The organism is Ruminococcus sp. zg-924, assembly GCF_024433635.1.
Lineage (GTDB): Bacteria > Bacillota > Clostridia > Oscillospirales > Acutalibacteraceae > UBA7067.
In genome coordinates this window covers 54,570-73,449 of the sequence record NZ_WNJZ01000007.1, presented here as the reverse complement: position 1 = coordinate 73,449, position 18,880 = coordinate 54,570, and the positions used below count along the sequence as shown (strand labels likewise).

At 42.8% G+C, this 18,880-nt stretch carries 17 protein-coding genes; 6 read left to right on the top strand and 11 right to left on the bottom strand.

Annotation, left to right across the window (positions count from 1 at the left end):
- Positions 1–42 precede the first annotated feature (42 nt).
- The 3 genes from GMA13_RS04680 to GMA13_RS04670 are packed head-to-tail and all read right to left on the bottom strand — an operon-like array spanning position 43 to position 3,132.
- A complete protein-coding gene (locus GMA13_RS04680; RefSeq protein ID WP_255882995.1) occupies positions 43–954 on the bottom strand; it encodes a dihydroorotate dehydrogenase in 912 nt (303 codons plus the stop codon).
- Positions 947–1,711 (bottom strand): dihydroorotate dehydrogenase electron transfer subunit, encoded by a 765-nt coding sequence (locus GMA13_RS04675; protein WP_255882994.1) that lies wholly within the window; start codon positions 1,709–1,711, stop codon positions 947–949. The genes GMA13_RS04680 and GMA13_RS04675 overlap by 8 nt, the downstream gene beginning before the upstream one ends.
- A gap of 53 nt (positions 1,712–1,764) precedes the next feature.
- Entirely contained in the window at positions 1,765–3,132 is a 1,368-nt protein-coding gene (locus tag GMA13_RS04670) for a transglutaminase domain-containing protein (RefSeq protein WP_255882993.1), read from the bottom strand.
- A gap of 377 nt (positions 3,133–3,509) precedes the next feature.
- On the opposite strand from GMA13_RS04670, the gene GMA13_RS04665 reads away from it, so the two are divergent.
- The 4 genes from GMA13_RS04665 (at position 3,510) to nrdG (ending at position 9,070) form a co-directional block, all read left to right on the top strand.
- A complete protein-coding gene (locus GMA13_RS04665; RefSeq protein WP_255882991.1) occupies positions 3,510–4,766 on the top strand; it encodes an aspartate aminotransferase family protein in 1,257 nt (418 codons plus the stop codon).
- Positions 4,767–4,900: 134 nt separating this feature from the next.
- Positions 4,901–5,917 (top strand): sugar-transfer associated ATP-grasp domain-containing protein, encoded by a 1,017-nt coding sequence (locus GMA13_RS04660; RefSeq protein WP_255882990.1) that lies wholly within the window; start codon positions 4,901–4,903, stop codon positions 5,915–5,917.
- Between the two features lie 398 nt (positions 5,918–6,315).
- On the top strand, positions 6,316–8,442 hold the full coding sequence (gene nrdD, locus GMA13_RS04655) for an anaerobic ribonucleoside-triphosphate reductase (protein WP_255882989.1): 2,127 nt from the start codon (positions 6,316–6,318) through the stop codon (positions 8,440–8,442).
- Between the two features lie 97 nt (positions 8,443–8,539).
- Positions 8,540–9,070: an anaerobic ribonucleoside-triphosphate reductase activating protein gene (gene nrdG / locus GMA13_RS04650; protein ID WP_255882988.1), complete on the top strand. Its 531-nt coding sequence runs from the start codon at positions 8,540–8,542 to the stop codon at positions 9,068–9,070.
- A 61-nt stretch (positions 9,071–9,131) separates the two neighbouring features.
- On the opposite strand, the gene GMA13_RS04645 is transcribed toward nrdG, so the two are convergent.
- From GMA13_RS04645 to GMA13_RS04625, 5 genes are read right to left on the bottom strand one after another with little or no spacing between them, the layout of a single operon-like run.
- On the bottom strand, positions 9,132–9,617 hold the full coding sequence (locus GMA13_RS04645; RefSeq protein WP_255882987.1) for a methylated-DNA--[protein]-cysteine S-methyltransferase: 486 nt from the start codon (positions 9,615–9,617) through the stop codon (positions 9,132–9,134).
- A 37-nt stretch (positions 9,618–9,654) separates the two neighbouring features.
- The gene (locus GMA13_RS04640) at positions 9,655–11,124 is read right to left on the bottom strand and encodes a 4Fe-4S dicluster domain-containing protein (protein WP_255882985.1); all 1,470 of its coding nucleotides are present in this window, start codon (positions 11,122–11,124) and stop codon (positions 9,655–9,657) included.
- A 15-nt stretch (positions 11,125–11,139) separates the two neighbouring features.
- Positions 11,140–12,312 carry a SpoIIE family protein phosphatase gene (locus tag GMA13_RS04635; protein ID WP_255882984.1) on the bottom strand — a complete coding sequence of 391 codons (1,173 nt, stop codon included), beginning with the start codon at positions 12,310–12,312 and terminating at the stop codon, positions 11,140–11,142.
- Positions 12,305–13,981, bottom strand: coding sequence for a [Fe-Fe] hydrogenase large subunit C-terminal domain-containing protein (locus GMA13_RS04630; RefSeq protein ID WP_255882983.1), 1,677 nt, complete (start codon positions 13,979–13,981; stop codon positions 12,305–12,307). Before GMA13_RS04630 ends, GMA13_RS04635 begins: the two co-directional genes overlap by 8 nt.
- Before the next feature lie 32 nt (positions 13,982–14,013).
- Entirely contained in the window at positions 14,014–14,256 is a 243-nt protein-coding gene (locus tag GMA13_RS04625; RefSeq protein WP_255882982.1) for a (2Fe-2S) ferredoxin domain-containing protein, read from the bottom strand.
- 232 nt (positions 14,257–14,488) lie between these two features.
- On the opposite strand from GMA13_RS04625, the gene GMA13_RS04620 reads away from it, so the two are divergent.
- Positions 14,489–15,274, top strand: a complete 786-nt coding sequence (locus GMA13_RS04620; protein ID WP_255882981.1) for an amidohydrolase family protein — start codon at positions 14,489–14,491, stop codon at positions 15,272–15,274.
- Positions 15,275–15,584: 310 nt separating this feature from the next.
- Here GMA13_RS04620 and GMA13_RS04615 read toward each other — a convergent pair whose 3' ends face one another.
- Both GMA13_RS04615 and GMA13_RS04610 read right to left on the bottom strand, forming a co-directional pair.
- Positions 15,585–15,740, bottom strand: coding sequence for a hypothetical protein (locus GMA13_RS04615; RefSeq protein ID WP_255882980.1), 156 nt, complete (start codon positions 15,738–15,740; stop codon positions 15,585–15,587).
- 264 nt (positions 15,741–16,004) lie between these two features.
- On the bottom strand, positions 16,005–16,652 hold the full coding sequence (locus GMA13_RS04610; protein ID WP_255882979.1) for a sugar O-acetyltransferase: 648 nt from the start codon (positions 16,650–16,652) through the stop codon (positions 16,005–16,007).
- A gap of 238 nt (positions 16,653–16,890) precedes the next feature.
- Here GMA13_RS04610 and GMA13_RS04605 point away from each other — a divergent pair, with 238 nt between their 5' ends.
- Complete coding sequence (locus GMA13_RS04605) at positions 16,891–17,352, top strand: low molecular weight protein-tyrosine-phosphatase (protein ID WP_255882978.1); 462 nt, start codon at positions 16,891–16,893, stop codon at positions 17,350–17,352.
- Between the two features lie 80 nt (positions 17,353–17,432).
- On the opposite strand, the gene glgA is transcribed toward GMA13_RS04605, so the two are convergent.
- A complete protein-coding gene (gene glgA / locus GMA13_RS04600; protein ID WP_255882977.1) occupies positions 17,433–18,869 on the bottom strand; it encodes a glycogen synthase GlgA in 1,437 nt (478 codons plus the stop codon).
- Positions 18,870–18,880: the final 11 nt, after the last annotated feature.

The window sequence follows — 18,880 nt, the reverse complement described above, 5'->3', positions numbered from 1 at the left end:
AGCCACGGTGTGTGCCTCAAAGTGATTTTATAACCTTGTTAATTACCAAGGTTTAATTGTTGCTGTAAGCTCGGTTACACTTTTCATTCCCTTTTTGTTGAGGAAATCGTTAAGACCCTTGCATATCTTTATAGGAGCATACGGGTCATTGAAAAATACAGTTCCGATTTGCAGAGCGTCTGCACCGGCAATCAGCATTTCCACAGCGTCCTGCCATGTTGTTATGCCGCCCATACCGATAACAGGTATTTTAACTGCATTTTTAACCTGCCACACCATTCTCACCGCAACAGGGAAAACAGCCGCACCGCTCATTCCGCCTGTATTGTTTCTCAGAATCGGTCGTGCGGTGTCAATGTCAATTCTCATTCCCGTAAGCGTATTAATCAGAGATACTGCGTCAGCACCCTCAGCCTCGGCGCTTTTGGCTATCTCGGCTATATCTGCAACATTTGGCGAAAGCTTTACGATAAGCGGTTTTTTACAGTGTGCTCTTACAGCTTTTGTTATACTGCCGACAGACGCACAGGACGTTCCGAAAGCCACCCCGCCGTGCTTTACATTCGGGCAGGAAATATTCATCTCTATCATATCAACTGAGCTGTCCGAGAGCTTCTCTGCCATTTGGCAGTAGTCATCAACGGTATTGCCTGCTATGTTTGCTATAACAGCTGTATTCTGCTGTGAAAGCCAAGGCAAGTCCTCTTTAATAAAATGATCAACTCCGGGATTTTGCAGACCTACCGAATTCAGTATGCCAGAGCTGCACTCGGCTATTCTCGGCGGCGGATTGCCGAGCCTGGGCGCAAGTGTAATGCCCTTGCAGGAAATTCCTCCAAGATATTCAAGCGGATAAAACTCGCTGTATTCACGCCCGAAGCCGAAGGTTCCCGATGCCGCTATAAGCGGATTATTAAGCTTAACTCCGCAAATATTCAGTGATAAATCAGCCATTCCAGACTACCTCCTCTGCATTAAATACAGGGCCTTTTTTGCACACATGTGTGTACTCCTCTTCCCCTTCACTGCTCTTTGTCTTGCAGGCACACACAAGGCATGCTCCGATTCCGCAGCCCATTCTCTCCTCCAATGATACCTGACACGGTTTGCCGTTTTCCTTACACAAAGCCGCAACAGCCCTGAGCATTGGAGTGGGTCCGCAAGCGCAAACCTCGTCAACCTTGTCTATTATTTCCTTGAGCGCATCGGTTACAAAGCCGTGAATTCCAAAGCTGCCGTCATCTGTTGTAACAATAGTTTCACAGCCTGCCGCCTTGAAATCGTCGCACAAAATAACGGCGTCCTTATTGGCAAAGCCGAGTATTGCATATGACCTGTCCGCTTGCTTTGCGCTGTAAAGCATTGGCGGTGTGCCGATACCTCCGCCGATAAATGCGTAGGTCTTACCCTTTTCAATATTAAAACCGTGTCCCAGCGGAGCGATAACATCAAGCTTATCGCCAAGCTTTGCCTGTGACAAAATCTCTGTACCCTCGCCTTTTATGCGAAACACTATTCTGATGCAGTCATCCAAAACATCACACACAGAAATTGGTCGGCGCAGAGTTTTGCCCGGTACTGCAATATGAACAAATTGCCCCGGCTTAGTAATTTTTGCAAGCTCAGGATTTTTAAGCTTAAAATCAAAAATTCCCTTTGCAAGCTCCTTTTTCTCAACAAGCTCAAATAGCTGAGAATCGTATTTTTTCATCTGCTTCATCCTTTCATAGCTGAATGGTCAGCTTATTTCACCTAACGGTTAATTTATCTATACTTAAAATATACTTCAATAACAGACTGTCTTTCACGTTTTAAAACTGAAACCTCTTCATCGTTTATGACACCGCCAAGGCTGTAATTAACATCCTCTATATATTTGAAGAATTGGTACGGATTATCATAAAACAACATATTTACAGCCTCGTTGTAATCAAGACTGTCGTCAACCGCAATATATATTGTGTTAATGCCGTTTTGGGCGCAATACCTTAGCTGTGTTTCAATTCTCGCAGTACACTCATCATTTATTCCGTCAAACAGCACCGAGTTTCTTGTGTAGAAATTCGCATCAGACGATAAGCACTTAGGAACAAATATGTTGAAAATCTGTGAATCACTGCCGTCGCCTTCACTGCCGCAAATTTCCTTTTCGCTCATCTGTGTATACAGCTTAGCAATCTGATGGTCATATGAAACAGCCTCGTCACTCACGTTGAAATAATCGTAAAAAATTCTGTTGTCAGTTGTGTCGTTCCACGTTGCGTCAAGGTGGTACCACTCGCCGTCAATTTTTACTGTGTTCCACTGGTGAAGGCTACCGTTGCCGGTGCCGCTTATTGTATTGCACTCAATGCCGAAAACATTCAGAAGATACTGCATCGCCTTACTGTATCCCTCGCATACAGCACTGCCGTTAACCATAGCGCCGTAAATTGAAAACGGCATCCAGTCCTCACTTGTTGATTCAACCTTATCATTATATGTGCAGCTGCTCAAAAGTAAATCATGAATTTTAAGCTCACGTTCAAATTCACTTAGCCCTGCAGGAATTTGCCCGATAAATTTGCTTATAGCTGTTATAAGCTCCTCGCTTTTCTCATTTATTTCTTTCGGCGAAATAACCGAATACAACTGAATCTCTACAACATCGGAGCTGATGTATGAAAAGCGGTTTGACAACCAAAAGACCTCGGGGAAATCATTTTTAAATGCCGACATAGCAACCCTGATATCCATTTCGCTGATAGGCTCGTTGATATAGATTTTATCTACATAATAAAGACCGGAATCGGATTTGTTGCTGCCTACTACATAAGAATCAACCGCCATTCGCTTATACAGGCTGCGCTGTGCGTCGTTATTAAGCGCATCGAAGCCGGCTGTAATATCAAGCTTTGTGTAATTCTTGCTGTCGGCATTTATCTCTTCTATTGAGGAGAAGTCGCCTGCATAGGCATCTTCGTCAATCTGAATTAGGGAAGGTGCCTCAATTTTAGGCATATATAAGCCTTCTACGGCACTGCGTGCAGTGTCCTCAAGCTCGCTGATACTTCTCTCGGAAAAGCAGGAGGAAAACGTAAGTGATACTGCGGTACAAAGCACAAGCGATATAATTCTCTTTACGCTCTTCACGGATAGCCTCCTCGATTATTATTTTCAATTTAATTTACAGTTTAAACACAAAAATTATACCACAGCATAGTTTGATTGACAATAATATCAATACAAGAATTTTACAATAAATCAATAAAAACCCAAAATCCTCGGCATATGCTATGGCGAAATGCTTTTAAGTAAAAACAAAAAACGGGCTTCATATTTCATCCGGTTTTGACAAAGCAATAAAGAGTATTAGTAGAATTAAACAGTTGTTTTGATTTTTCAAACAAACCCTTATATTATTTGTTGTTTTGGGCTTCTAACGCTTGACTAAAATGCAAGAAGAATGTAAAATGTGCATAGCGGAATATAAACTGTATATTATAAGAAAAACAAAGGAGCGTAAAGCCTTGAATACAAAACCTTTTGAAGTGTATGAATCCGAAGTCAGGTCATATTGCAGACATTTCCCCACTGTTTTTGTAAAGGCAAAGGGCGCTGAATTTACTGACGAAATTGGTGAAAGATACATTGATTTCTTCTGCGGAGCAGGCGCAGTAAACTACGGCCACAACAACGAAACAATTAAGGCTGAGCTGATTGATTATTTGAGCAACGACGGCATACTTCATGCTCTTGATATGTATACCGTACCGAAAAGAGAGTTTATCGAAACCTTTGAGGAAAAGGTGCTCAAGCCAAGAGGCTATAATTACAAGATTCAGTTCTGTGGTCCTACCGGCACAAACGCAAACGAGGCTGCTCTCAAGCTTGCACGCAAGGTTACGGGCAGAACAAATGTGTTCGCTCTTATGGGTGCATTTCACGGTATGACGCTCGGCTCACTTGCGCTTACAACAGACGAAACAGACCGCAAGGGTGCAGGGGTTCCGTTGCACGATGTTACACATATTCCTGCTCCATATATGTTCCCGCAGCTTGACACTATTGAATATATGGAACGCCTTATAACAGATGACCATTCCGGCGTTGAAACGCCGGCAGCTATTTTCATTGAAACAATACAGGCTGAGGGCGGTGTTATGGTTCTGAGCAACGAATGGCTTAAACGCTGCCGTGAGCTTTGTGACAAATACGGCATTGTTCTTGTTTGTGATGAGGTTCAGGTTGGCTGCTGCCGCAGCGGTAGCTTCTTCTCTTTTGAGCGTGCAGGAATCAAGCCTGACATTGTTACAATGTCAAAGTCAATCGGCGGCTACGGTATGCCGATGGCTATTGCCCTGCTTAATCCGGATATGGACTTATGGAAGCCCGGCGAGCATAACGGCACATTCAGAGGCAACCAACTTTCATTTGTTGCTGCTAAGGCAGGACTTGAATATATGATTGAAAATAATATTGAAGCCGAAACAAAGCGCAAGGGCGAGATTGTTAAAAGCTTTATTGAAAAAGAGATTCTTCCGCTCGACAGTCGCCTTGAATACAGAGGTATGGGGCTTATCTGGGGCATTGAGTTTGCCGGCTTGGGTGATGACACTCTCAGCGAAAGGGTTATTGACACTTGCTTTAAGAACAAGCTCGTTATCGAAGGTGCGGGCAGAAAGAACTCGGTTGTTAAGCTTATGCCTCCTCTTGTTATTGAGGACGAAATACTGCTTGAGGGTCTTGAAATACTTAAGAAGTCGATTGCAGACTGCCTTAAGTAAGTAATTAAAAATATCGTGGGGGCTGTGGCTGAAACACAACGGCTGTTTAAGCTTGGTTATACGCTTAAACAGGTTCGGCATTTATTTGCCGTGCTGCGGCTCCCTGTTTTTATGTTTTGTAAAGGATGAGTGAAATGGGTTTAAAGGATATTACAAGAATGCTCGGCGGCGCTACCTTTGGTAAAATGAAAGAATGTATTGACAGAGTTCACGAAAAAAGCGGTAAAAACAAAATAGCTGCTTTGTTTGACATTGCGCAGTGCTCTCTCAGATACGGCGCAGGCTACTACGATTACCTTATATTTGAGTTCTATAATATGAACGCAAAGCAGAGAAAAACCTATATGACAAGGGTAAAAAACAAGAAGCTTATCACCCTTTTAAACGACGAGAATTACTCATATATTTTCGACCGTAAGAATGTATTCGACAAGCGCTTCAAGGAATTCCTGGGCAGAGAGGTAATTGACCTTGCCGACATTGGATACAGCGAGTTTGAAGCCTTTGTTCAGGGCAAGGAATATTTCTTTGCAAAGCCGTATATAGGCGAAAGCGGCAAGGGCATTGAAAAAATCAAGGTATCAGACTTTGCAGACACTAAAGCGCTGTATGAATATGTAACGAGCAAGGAAAAGAACTTCGGCGTAATTGAAGAAGTAATAGTTCAGCATCCGCAGGCGGCCAAGATTTACCCGTGCTCATTAAACTGCCTGAGAATCGTAACAATGGTTCACAACGGACAGCCGCATATTCTCTATGCCGTATTCAAAATGGGCAACAACGGAAAGTTTGTTGACAACCTTGAAAACGGCGGTCTTGCCTGCAGTTTTGACCTTGACAAGGGTGTTGTAAACGGTCAGGGGCACACCTCTGCTCTGGTAAATTATGACGCTCACCCATACACCGGAATTGAGTTCATCGGCTATAAGCTGCCATTCTGTGATGAGATAAAGCAGCTTGTTAAGAAGGCTGCTATGGTAGTACCTGAAATTAAATATGTCGGCTGGGACGTTTGCTTTACCGAGAACGGACCGGCTATTGTAGAGGGCAATGACTTTCCTGCTTATGACTTTCCTCAGCTTCCCGACCCGGACAAGCCGAGAATCGGACTGCTCAGCAAGGTGCAGAAGATTATGCCTGAATTCAAGTAAAATACAGTAATGCAAGATGAGAGTATCCGCCGTATTGTATGTTACGGCGGATATTTTGCATATATATATACAATATGTTGATAGCCATTGGCACTTATACACAAAATATTGTTGGTATTTTTGGCGATAAAAAAGCACGAAAATCTGCTATTATTCTTTTATCGACTAATGAGCCTATGGCTTTTGTGCTATTATAATATGCGTAAGCTGTTGAGCAAACAGCACCGAGCAGTTTTTTAAGATGCATCTTTGCAAATGTGTCTTAAATACTTTCTTTTTTTCCCTAAACCGATGTCACAAGATATTGATAGGATTATGCGTAAACACACAATATACAGACAAATTATTTTTGCCTTTTGAGCGAACCGTGAATTTATAAGAATAGGAGAGTAATGAAAATGTTAGTTCAGAAGAGAAACGGCAAGATGGTCGATTACGAAGCTGATAAAATCCGTCAAGCCATTTTAAAGGCTAATGCCGAGGTTCCTGAGCGTGAGCGCATCAGCGCACAGACAATTGAGGATATTATCGGCTATGTTGAGCAAAACGCCAAAGACACAATGGCTGTTGAGCAGATTCAGGATATAATTGAATCAAAGCTTGTTGAGCTTAACAAATATGTACTTGCAAAAACCTACATAATCTACCGCTACACAAGAGCACTTGTTCGTAAACAGAACACAACAGACGAGAGCATACTCCAGCTTCTCAACAATGAAAACAAGGAGCTTGCCGAGGAAAACAGCAACAAGAACACTGCTATCGCCGCAACCCAGCGTGACTATATTGCCGGCGAGGTTTCCCGTGACCTTACAAGAAGAATTCTCCTGCCGGAGAAAATCTCAAAGGCACACGACGACGGCGTTCTGCATTTTCATGACGCAGACTATTTTGTTCAGCCTATCTTCAACTGCTGCCTTATCAACATCGGTGATATGCTTGAAAACGGCACTATGATAAACGGCAAGCTCATTGAAACACCAAAGAGCTTTCAGGTTGCCTGCAACGTAATGACTCAGATTATTGCAAATGTAGCTTCAAACCAGTATGGCGGTCAGTCGGTAGATATTTCCCACCTCGGACGTTATCTGCGCAGAAGCCACGATAAATTCCGCAGAAATATTGAGCGTGAATGCGGCGGAAAGGTTGCGCCCGAAATTATAGACAAGCTCGTAAGTGAAAGACTCAACGAGGAGCTTAAGTCCGGAGTTCAGACAATTCAGTATCAGATTAACACACTTATGACAACAAACGGTCAGTCACCGTTTGTAACCATTTTCCTTTATCTGCGTGACGATGACCCGTTCATTGAGGAAAATGCAAAGATTATTGAAGAGATATTAAAACAACGCCTTGAGGGAATAAAGAACGCACAGGGTGTATATATAACACCTGCCTTCCCAAAGCTTGTTTATGTTCTTGATGAAAACAATTGCCTTAAGGGCGGAAAATATGACTACATTACAGACCTTGCTGTAAGATGCTCAGCTAAGAGAATGTACCCAGACTACATCTCTGCAAAGAAGATGAAAGAAAACTACGAGGGCAATGTATTCTCACCAATGGGCTGCCGTTCCTTCCTCTCTCCGTGGAAGGACGAAAAAGGCAACTACAAATTTGAGGGTCGCTTCAACCAGGGCGTTGTATCAATTAACCTGCCGCAAATCGGCATAATTGCAAACGGCGATATGGATAAGTTCTGGCAGCTTCTTGATGAAAGACTTGAGCTTTGCTTTGAGGCTTTAATGTGCCGCCACAATGCACTAAAGGGCGTTCAGTCGGACGTAAGTCCGGTTCACTGGCAGTTCGGTGCTATTGCCCGTCTTAAGCAGGGTGAAACAATTGACAAGTTCCTCTACGGCGGATATTCGAGCATTTCTCTCGGTTATATCGGCGTTTATGAGGTAACAAAGCTTATGACAGGCAAGAGTCACACAAGCAAAGAGGGCGAAAAATTCGCACTTAAGCTGATGAATTACCTGCGTAACACCTGTGATAGATGGAAGAAGGAAACAAACATTGGCTTTGCTTTGTACGGCACACCTGCCGAGTCTTTGTGCTATCGCTTTGCACGCATTGACAAGAAGCGTTTCGGCTCAATTCCCGACATAACAGACAAGGGCTATTACACCAACTCCTATCATGTTGACGTTAGAGAGCATATTGACGCATTTGAAAAGTTCACCTTTGAAAGCCAGTTCCAGAAGATTTCAAGCGGCGGTGCAATAAGCTATGTTGAAATTCCGAATATAACAAACAACCTTTCCGCATTGTCGGAGGTAGTTAAGTTTATTTATGACAACATTCAGTATGCCGAGTTTAACACAAAGAGTGACTACTGCTCCTGCTGTGGCTTTGACGGCGAGATACAGGTTAATGACAACTACGAGTGGGAGTGTCCTAACTGCGGCAACAAGGATCACGGCAAAATGAGCGTTACACGCCGTACCTGCGGTTATCTTGGTGAGAACTATTGGAATGTAGGCAAAACTAAGGAAATTAAAGCGAGAGTTTTGCATCTGTAAAATCTACACCTTAAAAATAAGCTAAAAAAATGCTCTTGTATTTATCAGTACAGAGCATTTTTTAGCAGAATTTATGAATGGAGCTGAAAACACAGCTATGAATTACGCAACAATTAAGCCTGTTGACGTTGCAAACGGCACAGGGGTCAGGGTTTCGCTCTTTGTAAGCGGCTGCACACATAAATGCAAGGGCTGCTTCAACAGCGAGGCTTGGGATTTTAATTACGGAGAGCTGTACACCGACGAAACACAGCGGCACATACTCTTCTGCCTTGACAAGACGTATATAAGAGGACTAAGCCTTCTCGGCGGCGAACCTTTTGACCCGCACAATCAAGAAACATTGATTAAACTCGTAAGGGAAGTAAGAAAGACTCTTCCGCAAAAGGACATTTGGTGCTATACAGGCTACGATTTTGAAAAGGACTTAAACGGCAAATTCGCCGAGAAGTATAAATCGACAGCCGAGCTGTTAAGCCTGATTGATATTCTCGTTGACGGCAAATTTGTGCAGGAGCTTAAGAACCCTTCGCTGAAATTTCGTGGCTCGTCAAACCAAAGGATAATTGACGTTCAGTCGTCGCTAAAAACGGGAGAAACAGTTTTGTGCGACCTGGCAAAGATATAATATTAAAACACAAAGCAGAGCTGGATTTGAATTGTCAGCTCTGCTTTAAATTTATAAATATTCATTTTGTCGCCTGTTCCAGCGCAAGCAGATACTTCTTGACCTCCATACCTGCCGAGAAACCAACCAGCGACCCGCTCTTGCCTATTACACGGTGACAGGGAATTATTATCATAATCGGGTTTTTACCGTTTGCTCCACCGACTGCACGGCAGGAATTTGGTCTGCCGATGTCCCCTGCTATATCAGAATAGCTGCGAGTTTGTGCATATGGTATTTTTTGCAGACTGCTCCACACGTTTAGCTGAAACTGTGTTCCTTTCGGGTTAAGAGGAATATCAAACTCCTGTCTTATACCGTCAAAGTACTCCATAATCTGAATCTTAGTCCGTTTAAGCAAATCTGATTCAAAATCGCCGCTTGTATCGCCGCTACTGTCGATATAAAGTGCGGTCAATGCTTTGCCATCGTCCTGAATGCAGAGCGTGCCAATTGGGGTGTTGAAATGAAGCTTATGCTTGATGTTTCCGTATTCAGACTGTGCCATTTTGTTTCCTCTGCGCTAAAATGTCGCAATTTTTCTGCTATTTCCCGATTCCTGTAACTCCGATAGCGTCTGTAATTGTTTTCTCAAAAGCCTGCTTGCCATAGGCGTCAACCTGATTTTTATCCTTAGGCCCATGAGTAAGACAACCCGGTCCGCCTATACAGCCGCCTGAGCAAGCCATACCCTCGATGAAGTTATTTGGCAAAACATTCTTTGAAGCCTTCAAAAGCGCCATGCGGCACTCCTCTATACCGTCGCATGAGATAGGATTCAAATCAAAGTCCTCCACACCCTGCTCCTTGAGAGCCTCTGCAACAGCGTCACTCAAGCCGCCGCAGCGAGCAAATATTCTTCCGTAATAGGAGGCATTATCAAGCACACCCTCCTCAAGCTCAGTAATCGGAATATCACGGCTGTCGATTAATGCCTGTAACTCCTCAAAGGTCATTGCACTGTCGATGTAAGGCTTAACTGTATCAAGCTTAACCTCCATCTTCTTTGCTGTGCATGGTCCGATAAATACGATTTTACATTCAGGGTCATTTTCTTTAATATATCTTGCAATCTCAGCCATAGGCGAAAGATTATGGCTTATGTTATCCTTCAGGGTCGGGAACTGCTTTTGAATATAGCTAACAAACGCAGGACAGCAGGAGCTTGTTAAAAAGCCCTTTTCACTAAGCTCTGCAGCCTCCTTGTAGGCTACCATATCTGCTCCCCACGCAGCCTCAACTACGCTTGAAAAGCCGAGTTTTTTTATAGCGGTAATAACCTGACCGAGCTTTGCATAGCTGAACTGGCTTGAAATTGACGGTGCAACAACAGCGTAAAGCTTGAAATTTTTGCCGCTGTCGCTTTCCTTAATCATCTTTATTATGTCAAGAATGTATGACTTATCGTCAATCGCACCAAACGGACACTGATAAACGCAGGCCCCGCAGGAAATGCACTTGTTGTTGTCAATTTGTGCCGCCTTTGTCTCCTCGTTCATACTGATAGCCTTTATCTTGCAGGCTCTTTCACACGGTCTTCTGTAATTTGCTATCGCACTGTACGGGCAAACCTCAGCACACTTGCCGCAGTTTACGCATTTTTCCTTGTCAATATGTGCCTTCTGGTTTTCGTCAAAAGTGATTGCGCCTCTCTTGCACACATCCTCACAACGGTGAGCAATACAGCCTCGGCAGTTCTCTGTTACGCTGTATCCGCCCAAAGGACACTCGTCACAAGCAATATCTATAACCTCGATAACATTTGGATTGCTTCTGTCACCGCCTGTTGCGATTTTTATTCTCTCGCCAATAATGGCTCGCTCTTTATATATACAACAGCGCATTGTCGGCTTTTTACCTGTTACTATAACCTTTGCTATATCGTTGAAGCTTTCAAGCAGTGTATCGTCAAAGGCATGGCGTGCAACCTCTCTGAGCACCTTGTATTTAAGGTACTGCACCTTCGTGTCAAATTTTCTAAGCTTCGCCTGCGGTTTTGCGTTTTGTTCAGCCATCAAAATCAACTCCAATCAAAAATAGCTTACTTTAATTCGTTTTCCCATCTTCTTTAAACATTCACTCAATTCTTCAACTATTTGCATTTTTATGTTAAAGGTAATAGGCAGGTTCGGGTTTTGGTGAGCCGGATTAATTGCTCTGCCTACATAGAAATTTATATCTGTTGCCTGCTCAAACAACATTCTTGCAATCTGTGACGCTCCGTCCTTTTTAAAGCTCCAGTCAGAATACAAATCACTGCTTTCAAGGTAATGCTTGGCATACTCAAGCACCTTGCTCATTGTTATAACGCCCTCCGTAACAAGGTCAACGCCTTCGATTGTTGCGGTTGGCGGAATCTCCGGGTCAAGGTAGTCGATAGATGTGTTCATCGGCTTGTTAAGATACTTTGCAACCAAGCTTGACGTTGTTCCGCCACATACAATATGCTTTCCGCCCTTTGCGAAAAACAGCGAATGCATCTTTCCTGCGTCATCGGGATTAGACGGCGGCCCGAAAAGCAGGTTCACCTGAGAACGCTTTCTTATCTTGATTGTGCCGATTGTTGTGTCGTCGCCCGGCTCGCCGCCGTAAAGCCTGTTACATTCGTCAAGCAAAAGATTGCACAGCGCCTTTGCAGTGTATTCAGGGTCGTACATCTGCTCCATAAAGGTGACAATGTTATCCCTCTGCCAGCCAAAATTCATTGTCTTGCCTACTCCGGCGTAAATTGCACCGTCACTCATTGCAATGAAAACATCGTTTTCCTGAAGCTTTATTTTCGATTTAAAAATCGTCTTTCCCTCAATCTCTGTGATAGTTTTGGGGTAGTCAATGCTCTTGCCGTCACGCAGAATAATAACCTGAGGGTTATCATACTGTATTATTTCAGCCTCTTCACTGTTAACAACACGGATTATTGTAAAGGTTGAGTACGCAATCTGCCGCACATTGCAAACGGGCAATGTAAGTGCAATGGTTTCAACACAGTCCTCTATACTCAGGTTATTAGCCATCATTGTACTGATGATCTTAGAGGTTAGCGTTGCAAGAATATTCGCCTTAACACCACTGCCCAAACCATCTGCAAGCACCATAACATAGCTGTTATCACTCTGCTCAATAAGCTCAACCTTGTCGCCGCAAAGCTGCTCACCGTGCTTTATCACGCTGTTGAAGGCAATATCGGTACAAAGATTATTCATCGCTCAGGGACTCCTTTAGCTTTGTCAGGGCAATTTTTGTTTCTGCCGTTGTTTCTCCAAGCAGAGAAGCAATCTCCTGAACAACTCTCATCTGCTTTTCGATAACCTTATCGGCAATCTCGACTGTGTTTTTGCCCATCTTTTCCTTTTGTTCCTTTTCCTGCTCCTCAGCAGTAACATCACGCATTATGCTGATAAGTATGTTGTAGCTCTTGTCATAGAGAATTGTTTCTTCAACATATTTATCATATTCCGCAAGATAAATTCTCTTATCGTGCACATTCACCCCGGAGCTTAATACCTGCATATACGGCAAAGGGTCAAGAATACGAACAACAGGTTCTCCTATAACGTCCTGAACTCTTGCAATGTTCATAATTCTTCTTGCAGAGGAATTAATTTGCTGAATTGTCAAATCCTCGCTGAGAACCATAATTCCGTTAGGGGTGTTCTTAATAATGGTGTCTGAAAAACTCTCAACCTTTTGGATAAGATACGGCAGGCACATTGTAATGCTCGCCTTGCCAAAGTAAACGGCAACAGCCTTTTCACGGCAGGTATTATATCCGCAGGAGCCGCAGTTCAACTCATCCTCAGGCTTTGTCTTGCCCATTTTCTTTAAAATGTCAGCAATAGCCTTTTCACCCGGCATCTGACGCTTTGTGTTGATATAATCAACATTCTTCTTAAGCTGCTCAGAATCCATTGGCTCGGTTTCAAAATCCTTACTGTCGGCATAGCGGTCAACCGCAAGGAATTCCTCAACAGGACGGTTGCTTTGCTTGTTCATAGCAGGACCGCCTACACAGCTTCCCGAACAAGCCGACATCTCTATAAAGCACTTTGTTATTTTGCCGTCTATTATATCTTCAAGCGCAGATATACAGTTTTCTACGCCGTCAATCGCAAAATAACTGTAATTTTCCGGCTTTTCAGTCATTGTTCTGAGTATTCCGCCTGTGGTCGGAAAAAGTCTTGCTCTGCCTCCGTCATCCTTTTCGTATGTAGGCTCCGGAGTAACGCCCTCTTCGTCCATCCAACGTTTAAGTTCAATAAAGGTCAAAACCCCGTCAACAATTCCTGGGTACAAATCCGCCTCGTCCTTTTTTGCAATACAAGGACCGATAAACACGGTTTTAGCCTCCGGATGCTTCTCTTTTATTTTTGTACAGTGCGCCTGCATTGGCGATAGAACCTTTGCAAGATACTGCAAAGCGCTTGGGTAATATTTCTGAATAAGTGTATTAACGCTGTGACAACAGGATGAGATAACAACCTCTCTGTCATTGCTGCGCAAAATTCTCTGATATTCATCCTTAACCACCGTTGCGCCAATTGCGGTTTCAGCTGCGCCTGCAAATCCGAGCTTTTTAAGCGCCTTTTCCAGCTCTGTGATATTCACACCCTTGAAATCGGCAACAAAAGCCGGAGCAACACTGGCGTAAACAGGTACGCCGCTTTTAACAAGCTCACGCACCGACTGAAGGTCATCTCTGATAACCTTTGCATTTTGCGGACAGGCTGTGTAGCACTTTCCGCACATAATACACTCTGATTTCAATATATATGCCTGGTTATCCTGAAAGCGAATTGCCTTTACAGGACACTCTCTGATACATTTATGGCAGTTTTTACAATTTGATTTTTTTGTTTGTATGCAATCGGTCATAATTTACACTCCCGCAATATGCGATTAATTTATCAAATCTTACTCAATACATAGTCGCTGAAAATTTCATCAAAGTTATCCTTGCTCACTCCGCATACTACCTCATCGTCAAACTTCACCGACACACCGTCAGTACATTTTCCAAGACAAAATGCGGCGCTAAGCTCAACTTTATCCTCAAGCTGCCTTTTTGCAATACTTTCCTTCATAAGATTGATGATATCATAAGAACCTCTTAAGTGGCAGGAGCTTCCCACACATACATAAACCTTCATAAAAAACACCTCGTTTCTGATAATTTATTAAATCGGATTTCAAGCTGTATTATCTGAATATTCACCGCAAAATAGCAGATTATAGCAACAGAAAATACGCCTTTATTATATAGAATTATATCACATATACACAATTCCGTCAATTATATGCGCTGTTTTTTACTGCGAATTTACGACTTTTCTTTACAAATTGACCGCAATAAAATATAATAGAACTCAAGGAGCTGAGATTATGGAAATTATTGATTTTCACGCACATATTTACCCGGAAAAGATAGCCGAAAACGCTATTAAAGGTATTGGGGATTTTTACAGTATAAGGATAGATTGCAACGGAACGGCAGATGACCTTGAAAAAAAAGGAGAGGAAAACGGAGTGAACCGCTTTCTTGTTCAGTCTGTTGCAACCGTGCCGCATCAGGTTAAGAGCATAAATCAGTTTATAGCCGCAGAATGTGAGAAACACAAAAACTTTATCGGCTTCGGCACGCTTCACCCTGACCTTGAAAATCCGCAGGAGGATATTGAGGATATAATTCGCCTTGGGCTTCACGGCGTTAAGCTTCACCCTGACACACAGCACTTCAATATGGACGACCCTAAAATGTTCCCGATTTATGATATGCTTCAGGGAAAGCTGCCTGTTTTGATGCACTGCGGTGACTACCGATACACCTACTCTCACCCTGAAAGACTTAAAAGGGTACTCCAAAATTTTCCGAAGCTTACGGTTGTTGCCGCACATTTCGGCGGATGGTCGCTGTGGGATTTAGCTGCTGAATATCTGCTTGATACAAACTGCTATATTGATACATCAAGCTCAATAATGTTCATCGGCAGAAAAAGAGCAAATGAGCTTATAAAGATGTACGGAGCAGACAGGGTTGTATTCGGCACAGACTACCCAATGTGGACAGCCGGTGATAGTATTGAAGATATTATGAACCTCGGCTTATGTGATAATGAGCTTGAAAAAATATTCAGCGGCAATGCAAAAAGGATTATAGGCGAAAGCTGAGATATTTTATAGAACAAAAATAAGATGATTTTTAATTACAGGAGATAATCTTAGGCTGCTAAGAGATACATTCGGTTTATCTCAAAAAAATATGTACTGACTTGCAGCGGCGTAGTTGAAATTCAGAACAAAGAATCAAATATTACAACCAGCGTTACAGTAACTTAAAAAATATATTATTGTTCTTATGTAAGTTTCATTTTGGACGGGAATAAATATAAGCTAACAATTTCAAAAAGAGATTACATATTACGGTATGTAAAACATTAAACCGAACATAAAAAGGAACGGCGAAAACCGTTCCTTTTTATTATGCTGTGAGCTTATTATGAACTATTCTAAACAGCGGAATCAGCACCGAGCCGAAAATAGCGTTCTCTGTGCAGAGAAACGCCGTTGCTCCAAGACCGATGCACAAGCCACCCATAATGGCATACCAAAAGGTATCCACGCAATGCTTAAGCATTTTTATTCCCCCAATATATGCGCCGAAAAAGATAAGCGCATTAGACAAAATCAACATCAAATTCTGTCAAAATTCAACCTTTGTAACTTTATCATAAAAAGTGTATATCGTCAATTAATATCAGGTGATAAAACGCTGTGCATTGGCAAAAACGTCAAGTTTAATAAAAGTTGTTTTTTATGCTGAATTTAGTTAGAAATAAATTCCGTCCTAAGCAAAATCTTCCTGATCATTTACCGGCAAAGAAGAAATCCGCTTAACAAATTACAGCAACCAATTACCGCCGCTTTGAATTATACGCTGTACGTCCTGCCACGCCTCATCGTCAAACTCTTTATTTTTAAAATATTTATTCTTGTCTGACTCGGTTATCTTACGGATAACCTTGCACGGGTTTCCTGCCGCAACTACCCAATCCGGAATATCCTTTGTTACAACACTGCCTGCCCCGATTACGGTATTGCTGCCGATATGCACGCCGGGGCAGATTACGGAATTACCGCCAATCCAGACATTGTCACCAATAACAACCTCTGCGCCGTATTCGTATCCGGTATTTCTTGTGTCAGGATAAACAGGGTGTCCTGCCGTGTATATTGCAACATTAGGCGCAAGCAGGCAGTTGTCGCCGATTATTACCTTTGCAACGTCAATAATCGTACAGTTATAATTTACAAACAAATGCTTACCAACCTCAATATTAAAGCCATAGTCGCAGTAAAAAGGCGGATTTACAAACGCTCCGTCTGACTTGCCAAACAGCTCCTTTACGATTTTGCTGATTCCTTCAAAGTCTGAACGGTCAATCGTGTTAAGCTGCTGCGTAAGCTTGCGGCAAATTTTTTGCTGCTCGAATACTGCTTTATCGGAAATATATGGCAATCCCTTATCTCTACGTTCAATATGATTCATTTTTGACCTCCGTAAATATATTATAAATATGTTGTTAGTTTTCGTGTAGGACTTTAAACCTGATTTCGTCTTTCTATTAAGTAAATTTAATTTCATAAACACCCATTGTAAAGAACAAATCTTATACTATCTTTTTCAACGTAAAGCAAGACTCAGCAAACAACAGTTGAATAACCTTACCGACTTTGATATACTCAGTTATGAAAATTCATTTTGATATTTCATTCGGAGGTTTGATATGACAAAGATTATGTTCGTGTGCCACGGCAATATCTGCCGTTCACCAATGGCACAGTTTGTTATGCAGGATATGGTAGATAAAGCGGGACTTAGCAATGAATTCTATATTTCATCTGCCGCCACAAGCACAGAAGAAATAGGAAACCCTGTTCACACCGGAACAAGGCGTAAGCTCAGTGAAAACGGAATATCCTGCGAGGGTAAGCGTGCCGTGCAAATTAAAGCATCAGACTATCAACGGTATGATTATATAATAGTTATGGACAGCCTTAATATGAAAAATCTGCGACGGATAATAAAAAGTGATGACAAACAGAAAATATATAAGCTGCTCGACTTTACACAAGCAGGCGGTGATATTGCAGACCCTTGGTACACGGGGAATTTCGACATAACATTCAGCGATATTGTAAGGGGCTGCCGTGGATTGTTGGAGCATATTATAAAGGACAAGCAATAAATAAGCAAAACTAAAGACTGACCAATGAACAAAGCAGGCGCCCAAATATGAGCGTCTGCTTGATTAATTTATACCGTATCTTAGTTCCAGTGATCTACTGTGTCAGTGTAAACATTAAGATAATCCTGTGCAGAACGTGCCCAACTGTTGTCGCTTTGCATAGCGCGTCTAACAAGCTGTGACCAGCCGTCCCTGTTCCAATAACCGTTTATAGCACGCTTAAGAGCCTGAACCATATCGTAAGCCTCGTACTTGGCAAAGGTAAAGCCGTTTCCGTAGCCGTCCATACTGTCGTGAATTGAGTCACGCAGACCGCCTGTTTCTCTTACAACAGGGATTGAGCCGTAGCGCAGAGCTATCATCTGTGAAAGTCCGCAAGGCTCGCTCTTTGAAGGCATTAGGAAAATATCTGAACCTGAGTAAATTTTTCTTGCCAGCTCAGGAACATAGCCGTAACAGAAGCAAAGTCTGCCCGGATATTTACTGTGAGCATATGAGAAGAAGTCCTCATACTCCTTATCGCCTGAACCAAGAATTACAAACTGAACATCGTGGTCACACATAATCTCATCAAGAGCAAGTCTTACAAGATCAAGTCCCTTATGGCTTACCAATCTTGATACCATAGCGATAATCGGCGGCTCCCAACGGCGCTCAAGGCCTAAGCGCTCCTGAAGTGCGCTCTTGCAGACAGCCTTTCCGCTCAAATCATTAACCGAATAATGGGCGTAAAGCTGAATGTCGTTTTCAGGGTTATAGCTTGCGTTGTCAATACCATTGAGTATACCGCAAAGCTTGTACTGACGGCGACTCAAAATTGTATCAAGACCGTGCGAGTACCACGGATTCAAAATCTCGCCGGCATAGGACGGGCTTACTGTTGTAACTCTTGTTGAGGTTTCAATAGCACCCTTAACAAAATTGAGCTTACCGTCCTGCTCCAAAAGCTTTGTTCTGTCAGCGGGAACACCAACGCACTCGGTGTTAACCTCCCAGCCGTACATTCCCTGATACTGAATGTTATGGATTGTGAAAACACTCTTTATGTTATAGTACCAAGGGTTATGGCAGTAGAACATATAGTAATAGGTTGGCACAAGCGCTGTCTGCCAGTCATTGCACTGGAGTATATCAGGGTGGAAATCAACCCTCGGCAGCATTTCCATAATAGCTCTTGAGAAGAATGCAAAACGCTCAGCGTCATCATAGAAGCCGTAAAGACCGCTGCGCTTGAAGTAATACTCGTTATCTATGAAATAATACACAATGTCATTGTAGTATGCCTCGAACACGCCGCAGTATTGACTTCTCCAACCAACAGGAACGGTGAAGTTTGTTCTGTAACGCATTTGCTGCTTAAGAGCATACGGAATATCGCCGTAAAGCGGCATTACAACTCGGCAGTCTACTCCCTTTTCCTTAAGTGCCTTCGGCAGCGAGCCTGCACCTGCAACATCGGCAAGTCCGCCCGAACCAGCAAAGGGATTCGATTCACTTGTGCAATAAAGAACTCTCATAACATAATCTC